This is a genomic window from Collinsella sp. LCP19S3_C9 (assembly GCF_052121575.1).
In the GTDB taxonomy this organism is placed as follows: Bacteria; Actinomycetota; Coriobacteriia; order Coriobacteriales; family Coriobacteriaceae; genus Collinsella.
This window is the reverse complement of the sequence record NZ_JBQKDZ010000023.1, coordinates 1-10448: the sequence shown is the minus strand read 5'-3', so window position 1 is coordinate 10448 and position 10448 is coordinate 1. Positions and strand designations below refer to the sequence as shown.

Here is a 10448-nt window from a genome sequence, read left to right as displayed (position 1 = left end):
GTTCGGCTCCTACTCCGTCTGCCTGTGGGCGACCTACGGGTCCTCGACCGAGCGCTGGGCGAAGGCCTCCGCCGACGTCGCCCGGCCCGACGTGAAGCTGTCCTGCTCCGCTTCGTCGGGGTCGCTGTCGGTGAGCGCCACCGGCTTCAGCTCCCAGCCCTCCAACGCCGCCGTCCAGGTCACCGCCCCCTCCGGCGCCTGCCGCTGGTACCAGGCCGTTAGGGGCTCCGACGGCTCCTGGGCCGCCGAGGTGCCCGCCGCCGCCGACTTCGGCGAAGCTGGAATATATTCGATAACGTTATGGGCAACTTTTGATACTTTTACCTGCTCTTTAAAAACTGAAAAGCAGTATTTTGACGGTTCGCGATATCCGATAGTCTCATCTTCAAATTCAAAACCAAGAAAAATGGCTTCTTTGTTTACTGAGATGTCCGTTTTTCCGTCTTCCGTGTATTCGAAGTATGGTGCATCCGATATAAATCAGTTTTGTCAGCTTATTTATGAAGAGGCCCTTGCGGAAGGCATAAATCCCGACGTTGTTTTCGCACAATCAATGGTTGAAACTGGTTGGCTCCGATTTGGAGGGCAGGTTTCCCCAGAACAGTGTAATTTTGCAGGTATTGGTGCGCTTGATTCGGGTGTATGTGGCGCATCTTTTAACGAGTACGGCGCCGATTCGGTTCGAATGGGGATAAGGGCACAAGTTCAGCACCTTAAGGCGTATGCGTGCGCCGAACCGCTTGTTAATCAGTGTGTTGATCCGCGCTTTGGTCTCGTCAAGAGAGGCATTGCTCCTTTTGTTGAAGATTTGAGTGGCAAATGGGCTAGTGATCGTTTCTATGGATTTAAAATTCGTGAAATTCTCGCTAGGCTTTATCAGTTGAATTGATATTTAAGTAGCTTTATAAGAGGAATTTGCTTAACAAAATAGGTGTTTTACTCGATGGGTCGGATACGACAGCATAATCACTAATCTGATTTTCAGGTGTTGATAATCTTTTGGCAGGATTTCTCGCTTTGTTTTAAATTGTTGAATCGGTGGAGGAATATTACTAACTCGTGGAGATGGAGGATTCTTTGGGCAGAATGCGATCCTAGCTTGGATATATATCGACAGCTTCGGTTATTTGATTCTGTCTTGTAGCTATCCTTGGCTATTTATTTCCAACCTTGAGCGGGTAATCAATCCAAGGAGTATAGGAATCGTATTATACCCTGGTGAATTCGTAATGCCCATTAGTGTCGAATGTATCGGAAGGGTCTATAGTCGAGTCTTTCCGTGATTAGAATGTTCGATGGTTATCGTACTTCCATTTTATTTTTACTAGAATTATTGGCAAATCTTACCTTCGATTTCCACCGTCGCTTTGTTGATTAAGGATTTGGGTTTCATTGAGTAAAGCTTCTCTTTCGGTAAAACAGAATATGCTTTGGAATACGATTGGTTGTCTTCTTTACCAAGGCTGCCTTTGGTTGATGACCGTTTCCGTTGTACTTGTTTCGCAGAATTATGCAAATTCTGGAATTCTTGCATTTGCTATGTCGATTGGCAATATCTATTTTCCATTAGCTACGTACAATATGCGCACCATTCAGGTTTCTGATTTGGGCGGAGAGTATTCATCTTCTGAGTACATCGCCTTTCGATTCATCACAATAGGATTGGGCTTTTTACCAATCCTCGCCTACCTTTTTTTAACTACAGGCGATTCGGCACTAATAACCTCAGCTCTATTTTGGCTGGTGTTTAAAGCCGATGAAGCTTTTTGCTCAGTTTTTTATGCAATGGTTCAAAAAGAAGGCAGAATGGATTATATAGGCATTTCCCAGGCTATTCGAGGACTGGGTGGATTGTTTTCTTTTCTCCTTCCGTTGCTTTTTCATCTATCAATTAATATCGCTTTTCTCTCACTTGCAGCGTTTTGCTGTCTCGTTACTTGGCTATATGACGCCCGATGCGCCTCGAATTTCGATGTAATCAACCCATGTATTAATGTTTCGCGGGCCGTAACGCTTCTAAAGCGATATTTGCCCTCGGTTTTTACAGCCGTGTTCTTTGGTGCTGTTGTCTCAGTTTCGCGTCAGCAGCTTGCTCAGTTAAAGGGCGCCGAAGTGCTTGGCATGTATGCCGCTGTTGCTACTCCTACGGTCCTTATTCAGGCTGCAGCCTCCTATCTGTACGGCCCTCTATTGGTTGGTTTTGCCGAGAAATGGTCAAATCGCGAGCATGCTTCGTTTGTTCGAAGCTATTTAAAAATTGTCTTGCTCATAAGTTTATTTACTTTGTTTGCCGTTGTGTTCTGCTTTTATTTCGGCGATGATCTTTTGCAGGCTGTATTTGGGCCGTCTATTTCTCAAGGATTGAACTGCCTGGTTCCCGCAATCATTGCAACTGCCTTCACTACATTATTCGCTTTTTCTTATGATCTTTTGATTCTGATTCGTGAGATATGGGCTTCTTTTATTGCAACCGCTTTCGCTTTACTTGTTTCGTATGTCTTTTCAGCTAATCTTATTGAGATTTTTGGTGCTAATGGAGTTAGCGTTACGGTAATTATTAGTTATTCAACTGGATTATTTTTCATTGTTTTAAGTTTTATTCTGCGTTTGAAGGCAATTACTAAGTGCAGTCGGTAAGCATTTGGCTAAACGGAATTACCCTATCCTCAGGTTAGCGGGGTACGGCCGTCTTTCAAAAATAGGCTTTAAAATCGTATTTTTGGACCATTAGTTAGTTTCAGTTGATGACCGTCGCTAGAGTAAATGAATTCATGCATGTAAAACCATGATCCAAAAAAATATAGCGGTTAGGTATTCTCCTATTAATTTAATTAGCTTGTAAAAAATGGCCGAGTCGTGGATTGCTTTTGGGCGGTTCATGACTCGGCCATTTGACAGCATGAGCGAATGAATTTTTTATTAGAGATGAGTGTGAAGCTTCGGTGTTTGGACTTCATACTCATATTTGCGTTCAGATACCTTACTTTAAATCCTAGATTGAATCCCACTGGTTGAGAGTGTTGTTGAATTGTTTAATTACTTTAGCGGGTGCCCCTACGCTGATGGTGTTAGCAGGGATGTCTTTAGTAACTACAGAATTTGCACCAATTATTGCACCGTCTCCAATCGTTACGCCGGCCAAAACGCAAACATTCTCTCCAATCCAAACATTGTTGCCGATGCTGACGGGCGAACCGTGAAGCTCGCGTTCGTCTGGAGGTTCAGTAGGCGAGGACTGATTGGCGCCCGAGTACCTTCCGTGATTACAATCGCTAATGAAAATATTAGATGCCAGGAGCGTATTGTCTCCTATGGACACTGCGTCAAGGGCGACAATGTGAACTCGATCGCCGATGTGAACGTTATCGCCGATCTTGATTCTTATATTAGAGTCGTTTTTCGCAGTTGGGATTGCTTCAAAGCGACAACCGTATCCGGTCGAAAAACCCATTCCTAAGCTTACCCTCTTTTTTCCACGAATATAAAAGGGACTTCTTATTAGACGTGCTCCTGGAAAGAATAACCTTGTTTTAATTGTTGAATAGATGAGCTTTCCCACCTCTCCAATGGTGTAATTATTGCCGCATATAAACATTGGTTCTCTCCGTTCTGCTATTCTAAAAATGTCTATATATATTGTACTTAGAGTATTGAGTGAGGCAAATAGTGTCGAAATTGATTATGGTTACTGGTGCTAATGGATATATCGGTAAGCACGTAATAGATAGCTTGAGTCGACTTGATGCCGATGTCGATGTTATTGCAGTCGATCGCTCTGGTTCCAACACTTTCAGCAATAGCTCGCATGTTCGTTATATCGAAGGAGATGTTCTATCTTCTGGGTTTCGCTTCGAATCCATCGGCGCTATTCCCGACGTCTTGCTTCATTTGGCCTGGAGAAACGGATTCGATCATAACGTTTCATCCCATTTGGATGATATGCCAAACCATTATGACTTCTTGAAGCGCGCTGTTGATTTTGGTGTTAAACAAGTGTGTGGCATGGGCACCATGCATGAGGTGGGGTACTGGGAAGGCGCTATTGACGAGACAACCCCATGCAATCCCCAGAGTCTATACGGTATTGGTAAGAACGCATTGAGGCAGGCGTTATTTTCATATGCGAAAGATCGAGGGGTAATCTGCCAGTGGATTAGAGGTTTTTATATCTACGGAGATGACATTAACTCAAAGTCCATCTTCGGGAAGCTGCTTCGGGCCAACGCTGCTGGCGAATCGAAATTCCCGTTTACTTCGGGGAAAAATAAATATGATTTTATTTCTGTTGATGAGCTTGCAGAGCAAATTTCTGCTGTCGTTATGCAGGAAACTACTAAGGGGATAATTAACTGTTGTTCAGGAGTTCCGGTATCCCTAGGCGACAAGATAGAGTCCTTTATTGAGGAACATCATTTGGATATAAGGCTTGACTATGGAGCTTATCCAGATCGCCCTTATGATTCTCCTGCTGTTTGGGGAGATGCTACGAAGATCAACTCAATTTTGGAGATTGCCTAAGATGTCATACAGTTCGGTTGATCATACTTTTGTCGTTTGTGCCTACAGGGACAATCCTTTCTTGGCCAAAACAATACGATCGCTTCAGAATCAAACGGTTGCCTCGAATGTTGTTGTCTCTACTTCAACTCCTTCTCCTTATATTGAGAGAGTTTGTTCTGAGTGTGGCGTCAAAATGATCGTTAACCCTAATCCTCATTATGCTGGCGATGATTGGAATTTCGGCTACAACAGTGCTAACTCTAAGCTAGTAACGATTGCCCATCAGGATGACAGCTATTCTCCAACATTTCTCGAGAAAACAATTGAGTGCTTTAATAGCTATCCTAAAAAAGACGTATCCATAACGTTTACCGACTATTATGAGATAAAAAATGGTTCGCGGGTAAATACGAATTTAATGCTAATCATTAAGCGCGCTATGAATCGGCTGTTTCTGTTGCCCAATAATGGATCGGTGTTCTTAAAAAAGACTGTGCTCAGATTTGGATGTCCCATATGCTGCCCTTCGGTTACTTTAAATAAGGAGATACTGGGACCAAGTGTTTTTGATACGACGCTTCGGGATAGCTGCGATTACAAGACGTGGGTAAAGCTGGCGTCCATCAATGGACGTTTCTGCTATATTTCTGAAATGCTCATGGGACATAGGATTTACGCCGATTCAGCCACATCTAAAAACCTCAGTGAAAACATTCGAACAGGCGAGACACTATCGATTTTATGCGAGCTCTGGCCGGAGCCTATCGCTCGTTTTGTTAATCGTATTTATGCAACCAGCGAGCGCCTGAATAACGTAGATTGATTGGGGAGAGATTAGAATGAAAGGAATCGTTCTTGCGGGGGGGTCCGGCACGCGCCTTCATCCTATTACAAAAGCTGTTAATAAACAGCTTTTGCCCATTTACGATAAACCGCTCATTTATTATCCAATTTCTGTTCTAATGCTAGCTGGTATTCGGCAAGTGCTAATTATCACAAATCCCTCAGATTTGACTTCATATAAAACGCTGTTAGGCAATGGCTCTGATTTTGGGATGGAGATTGAATATGCTGTTCAAGATGAGCCTAGAGGCCTTGCCGAGGCGTTCGTTATTGGTCGCGATTTTTTGGCCGGTGAGTCTTGCGCGCTTGTTCTTGGTGATAACTTGTTTCACGGCCAGTCTCTTTCAAGGGTCATCAATTCTGCGAAAAACAACGTTGAACAACATGGTGGCGCGGTTGTATTCGGATATCCGGTTAAGGATCCGCGGGCATTTGGTGTTGTTGAATTTGACTCGAGGAATCGAGTAATTGGAATTGAAGAAAAACCGCAGTTTCCGAAATCAAATTATGCTGTTCCCGGACTCTATTTCTACGATGGTCAGGTTGCCGACATTGCGGCTGAGGTAAAGCCGTCGGCAAGGGGGGAGCTTGAAATTACCAGCGTTAACAGCGCTTATCTTAATAGGGGTGAGCTGTCTGTTGAACTTATGGGTCGTGGAATGGCATGGCTTGACACTGGCACTCCCACTGGGTTACTCAAGGCTGCTGAGTATGTTGAGGCGGTTCAGAGTCGTCAGGGGTATTACGTTGCATGTCTAGAGGAGATTGCCTATCGGCAGGGCTTCATCGATTGCTCGCACCTGCGCCGCTTGGGTGAAAAGCTGAAGAAAACCGATTACGGTAAGTATATTTTGTCAATTGCAGATGAAGTCGAGAGGGTCAATCGTGCCTGAGCAATTTGAACCTAAGAACATCATCGTCACGGGCGGCTGCGGCTTCATCGGCAGCAACTTCGTGCACTACGTGGTGAAGAACCACCCCGAGGTGCACGTCACCGTCCTGGACAAGCTGACCTACGCCGGCAACCCCGATAACATTGCCGGGCTCCCATCCGACCGCGTGGAGCTCGTCGTGGGCGACATCTGCGACACGGAGCTGCTGGACAGGCTGGTGCCGGGTCACGACGCCATCGTGCACTACGCCGCCGAGAGCCACAACGACAACTCCATCGCGGACCCCCAGCCGTTCCTGCGCACCAACGTGGAGGGAACCTTCCGCCTGCTGGAGACCGTGAGGAAATACGGCATTCGCTACCACCACGTCTCCACCGACGAGGTCTACGGCGACCTGGCGCTCGACGACCCGGCCAAGTTCACCGAGGAGACACCGTACCACCCGTCCTCGCCGTACAGCTCGACCAAGGCGTCCTCCGATATGCTCGTGCGCGCCTGGACCCGCACCTACGGACTTCGCACCACGATCTCCAACTGCTCCAATAACTACGGCCCCTACCAGCACGTGGAGAAGTTCATCCCCAGGCAGATCACGAACATCATCGACGGCGTCCGCCCCAAGCTCTACGGCCGCGGCGAGAACGTCCGCGACTGGATCCACACCGAGGACCACTCCTCGGCCGTCTGGGACATCCTGACCAAGGGCCGCACGGGGGAGACCTACCTCATCGGCGCCGACGGCGAGATGAACAACATCACGGTCCTGCGCATGATCCTGGAGGCGATGGGAAAGGACCCCGAGGACTTCGACTGGGTCGCCGACCGCCCCGGCCACGACCGCCGCTACGCCATCGACTCCACCAAGCTCCAGCGCGAGCTCGGCTGGAGGCCGGCCCACACCGACTTCGCCGAGGGTCTGAGGCAGACGATCGACTGGTACGTCGAGAACGAGTCCTGGTGGCGCCCGTCCAAGGAGGCCACCGAGGCCAGGTACAGGGCCCAGGGCCAGTAGGAGGGGATAGACAGATGGCAGACATCGCATTCGAGAAGGACCTCTCCGTCGCTGAGACCGGCATCGAGGGCCTGAAGGTCGTCGACCTGGCCGTCCACGGCGACTCACGCGGCTGGTTCAAGGAGAACTGGCAGCGTGCTAAGATGACCGCTCTGGGCATCCCCGACCTCCGTGTCGTCCAGAACAACATTTCCTATAACGAGAAGAGGGGCGTCACCCGCGGCATCCACGCGGAGCCCTGGGACAAGTTCATCTCTGTGGCCCGCGGCTCGGTTTTCGGCGCCTGGGTGGACCTGCGCGAGGGCAGCGCCACCTACGGCAAGGTGTTCACCTGTACGCTCGACCCGTCCAGGGCCATCTACGTCCCGCGCGGCGTGGGCAACTCCTTCCAAGCGCTGGAGGATGGCACTGCATACACCTATCTGGTGGACGCCCACTGGTCGCTCGAGCTGAAGAAGACCTACACCTTCGTGAATCTTGCTGACCCCGAGCTCGGTATCGAGTGGCCTATCCCGCTTAGTGATGCCGTCATTTCTGAAGCAGACTTAAATCATCCATTTTTAAAGGATGTCGTGCCTATGGCTCCTAAAAGGACGCTGCTTGTAGGAAGCGAGACTGAGGTTGGAAATGCAATTAGGTCAATCGTCGAATGTCAGACAAGCTTAAAAGAATATGATTTTTTGGATAAATCAGCTTTTGATATCTGTGACCCAAGAACCTATGAAAGCATTGACGGTTCTATGTACGGCGCAATTATCAATTGCTCAACTAGCGGCTGTGATAGTTTGGGTGGTGGTGCGGAATGTGAGAGCGATGTTTGGACTGCCGATGCTATGGGTTCGGTTCATCTTGCTCGCTTCTGTGCCGAATACGGCATCAATCTCGTTTGCCTCAGCTTATTTACAGCTCGTAGACCTGACAGCGACCATCTTTCGCTTGATTTAGATGGTGCTTTGCTGCCTCTAGGTCTGACTAAGGCAATGGAAGAGATTGCGGTTCAGTGCTGCCCTAGCCATTACATTATTCGTCTTGATCGCCATTTAATGTCAAATAATGATGCGCACTCGATAGCAGAAACAATTCTAGATATGCTGAAAAACAAGTGGCCTTTCGGCACTTATTCATCGTCCGGACATTTGCTGGGCGCATAAGTTTAGTTAATTGAGCGTTTTGACTTATTATAAAGTGATATGTAGTTTTCTTTTCCTTCTCGACTAGACTGAGGTTGGTGGGGGTTTGTCCAATCATACAAAAGCTCTTATTGCAATTCCTGCATATAATGAAGAAGAGTGTATTAAAAATACCGTTACTGAGCTTAGAGCTATCGCACCTGAATTTGACTTCGTGATTATTAATGATGGGTCTCGCGATCGTACAGGCGAAATATGTGGTTCGTTGAACTGTAACGTTATTACCATGCCAATTAATTGTGGTCTGACAGTTGGTTTTCAGACTGCCGCTCGATATGCCGTCGATCAGGGTTACGACTATATGATCCAGTTTGATGCTGACGGACAACATCGTCCAGAGTATTTGGCCGCGCTTGTTGAGAAGGCGGAAAGTACCGGATCAGATATCGTTATCGGGTCGAGATTTTTGACCGTTCGCAAAGATAAATCGATGCGAATGATAGGCTCGCGTATGATTACTGTTTTGATTAAGATACTGACAGGTCGTCGTATCAGCGATCCCACATCAGGTTTTAGGCTGTTTAGCCGTTCCGTTCTTGAAAGATACTATTTTGATAACACCCTTAATCCCGAACCCGAATCAATTGCTTTGTTTTTGAAACAAGGATACTCGGTCTCCGAAGTTCAAGTATCAATGCGTGAACGCCAAGGCGGCGAAAGCTATTTAAACCCCGTTAAGTCAATGCAGTATATGCTTAGGGTTTTTGCCACATTGTTAATAGTTCAATGGTTTAGGTGATTTGTATGTCATTAACGCTGCGTGTATTATTGGTTATTTTCGCAGTCATAGTTTTCTATTTTGTTATTCGGAAGTTGAAAAAAGCACAAATACAGGTGTTGGATTCCCTTTTTTGGCTTTTGTTTAGCACTAGCTTTGTATTGCTTGGTATATTTCCGGAGATTGCCGTGTGCATTTCTGGTCTTTTAGGGTTTATATCTGCTTCGAATTTTGTTTTCCTATATGTGATAGCTGTCCTCGTGGTCCGTGATTTCGCAAATTCAGTGAGGCTTGCAAAACAGGAAGAACGTTTAAATTCGCTTGTCCAATCGATTGCTTTGAAGAGTTTTAAAGACGTTAATTAGTGTTATTTCAATTTTATCTCAGGGGCATATGGTGTGTTGTGTTTCGGCATCGGCTCCACCTATTAAGCCAATCAGAACGAGATTGGCTCTCCATGACGAAGATCCTTTCATTTGCTCTTATCGCATTCTTTCGATTTGGCGCTTCCCTGTGTTTGAATGCATGGCAGATGCCATTACGTAATTCGTTCCCGTGGTGGTCACGTGGCGAGCTTCTCGCGCATCATCCTCTTGCTCCCCGAGCGTTGCGTGGAACATCATCTGGTAGTGTCGAGAAAGTTGGTGTAAGGGCCCTTGCGGCCCCTGTGTCGATATCCGGAATCAGTTGATATCCTAGGCCGCCTCCGCGCTGTCGGCAAGTTCCAGGCTGGATTCGATCGTCTTCCCGGCCGCCTTCTCCAGCTCCGCCCAGTCGTGCTCGCCCGCGGCACCCATTCTGAACGCGGCGTCGTGCATCTCGGCTATCTTCCTCTCCGAGAAGTAGCGCGAGCCGGACCATGTCTCGGCCTGGTCGCACATGACGGCGCCCACGAGCCTGAGCAGCGAACTCTCCGACGGGAAGACCTGCACCACGCGCGAGCGGCGCTTTATCTCCCTGTTGGTGCGCTCCTGCACGTTGTTGGTGCGCAGGCACTTCCAGTGCGACGGCGGGAAGTCCAGGTACGCGAGCGCGTCGGGCTCCGCCTCCTCGAGCACCCTTGCCGCCCTCGGGCGGCACCCCTCCAGCATCTCGCATGCCGCGTGGTAGATGGCCACGGCGGTGGCGGCGTCCCTGGCTCGGAAGACCGAGGAGACGATGCGCCCCACGCGGCGCCTCAGTGTTTGTGTCAAGCTCGGGCTTTCAATTGAGGCAGCGGTTCTTTTCACACGTGGCAAGGAAAGGTTTCAGGTTTGGCAAAGGCGTGCCTCTTTCTCTCTTTGGCTTTGCCT

The 10448-nt window shown here is 48.1% G+C and carries 10 protein-coding genes and 2 pseudogenes; 9 read left to right on the top strand and 3 right to left on the bottom strand.

Annotated elements, in window-relative coordinates:
- Together ACTQXI_RS08695 and ACTQXI_RS08690 are read left to right on the top strand one after the other, a co-directional pair.
- A partial coding sequence (locus ACTQXI_RS08695) for a glucosaminidase domain-containing protein (RefSeq protein ID WP_441548523.1) occupies positions 1–889 on the top strand: 889 nt, incomplete at its 5' end.
- 503 nt (positions 890–1392) lie between these two features.
- Positions 1393–2637 (top strand): hypothetical protein, encoded by a 1245-nt coding sequence (locus tag ACTQXI_RS08690; RefSeq protein ID WP_441548522.1) that lies wholly within the window; start codon positions 1393–1395, stop codon positions 2635–2637.
- 397 nt (positions 2638–3034) lie between these two features.
- On the opposite strand, the pseudogene ACTQXI_RS08685 reads toward ACTQXI_RS08690, so the two are convergent.
- Together ACTQXI_RS08685 and ACTQXI_RS08680 are read right to left on the bottom strand one after the other, a co-directional pair.
- Positions 3035–3181 (bottom strand): annotated as a pseudogene (locus ACTQXI_RS08685) (DapH/DapD/GlmU-related protein); the annotation flags it as partial.
- 105 nt (positions 3182–3286) lie between these two features.
- A pseudogene (locus tag ACTQXI_RS08680) lies at positions 3287–3451 on the bottom strand (hypothetical protein); the annotation flags it as partial.
- Between the two features lie 215 nt (positions 3452–3666).
- On the opposite strand from ACTQXI_RS08680, the gene ACTQXI_RS08675 reads away from it, so the two are divergent.
- From ACTQXI_RS08675 to ACTQXI_RS08645, 7 genes are all read left to right on the top strand, one after another.
- The gene (locus tag ACTQXI_RS08675) at positions 3667–4518 is read left to right on the top strand and encodes an NAD-dependent epimerase/dehydratase family protein (protein WP_441548521.1); all 852 of its coding nucleotides are present in this window, start codon (positions 3667–3669) and stop codon (positions 4516–4518) included.
- Positions 4433–5323: a glycosyltransferase gene (locus ACTQXI_RS08670; protein WP_441548520.1), complete on the top strand. Its 891-nt coding sequence runs from the start codon at positions 4433–4435 to the stop codon at positions 5321–5323. The genes ACTQXI_RS08675 and ACTQXI_RS08670 overlap by 86 nt, the downstream gene beginning before the upstream one ends.
- 16 nt (positions 5324–5339) lie before the next feature.
- Positions 5340–6236, top strand: a complete 897-nt coding sequence (gene rfbA, locus ACTQXI_RS08665) for a glucose-1-phosphate thymidylyltransferase RfbA (protein WP_441548519.1) — start codon at positions 5340–5342, stop codon at positions 6234–6236.
- Positions 6208–7248 (top strand): dTDP-glucose 4,6-dehydratase, encoded by a 1041-nt coding sequence (gene rfbB, locus ACTQXI_RS08660; protein ID WP_441548524.1) that lies wholly within the window; start codon positions 6208–6210, stop codon positions 7246–7248. Before rfbA ends, rfbB begins: the two co-directional genes overlap by 29 nt.
- A 14-nt stretch (positions 7249–7262) precedes the next feature.
- The gene (locus ACTQXI_RS08655) at positions 7263–8399 is read left to right on the top strand and encodes a dTDP-4-dehydrorhamnose 3,5-epimerase family protein (RefSeq protein WP_441548518.1); all 1137 of its coding nucleotides are present in this window, start codon (positions 7263–7265) and stop codon (positions 8397–8399) included.
- An 85-nt stretch (positions 8400–8484) separates the two neighbouring features.
- Complete coding sequence (locus ACTQXI_RS08650) at positions 8485–9177, top strand: glycosyltransferase family 2 protein (protein ID WP_441548517.1); 693 nt, start codon at positions 8485–8487, stop codon at positions 9175–9177.
- 5 nt (positions 9178–9182) lie between these two features.
- Positions 9183–9521 carry a DUF2304 family protein gene (locus ACTQXI_RS08645; protein ID WP_441548516.1) on the top strand — a complete coding sequence of 113 codons (339 nt, stop codon included), beginning with the start codon at positions 9183–9185 and terminating at the stop codon, positions 9519–9521.
- 330 nt (positions 9522–9851) lie between these two features.
- On the opposite strand, the gene ACTQXI_RS08640 is transcribed toward ACTQXI_RS08645, so the two are convergent.
- On the bottom strand, positions 9852–10325 hold the full coding sequence (locus ACTQXI_RS08640) for a transposase (RefSeq protein WP_441548515.1): 474 nt from the start codon (positions 10323–10325) through the stop codon (positions 9852–9854).
- Positions 10326–10448: the final 123 nt, after the last annotated feature.

Coding starts and splice junctions, on each gene's coding strand:
- ACTQXI_RS08670 (WP_441548520.1), top strand. CDS start 4,433: ATGGAGCTTATCCAGATCGCCCTTATGATTCTCCTGCTGTTTGGGGAG.
- rfbA (WP_441548519.1), top strand. CDS start 5,340: ATGAAAGGAATCGTTCTTGCGGGGGGGTCCGGCACGCGCCTTCATCCT.
- rfbB (WP_441548524.1), top strand. CDS start 6,208: ATGAAGTCGAGAGGGTCAATCGTGCCTGAGCAATTTGAACCTAAGAAC.
- ACTQXI_RS08655 (WP_441548518.1), top strand. CDS start 7,263: ATGGCAGACATCGCATTCGAGAAGGACCTCTCCGTCGCTGAGACCGGC.
- ACTQXI_RS08645 (WP_441548516.1), top strand. CDS start 9,183: ATGTCATTAACGCTGCGTGTATTATTGGTTATTTTCGCAGTCATAGTT.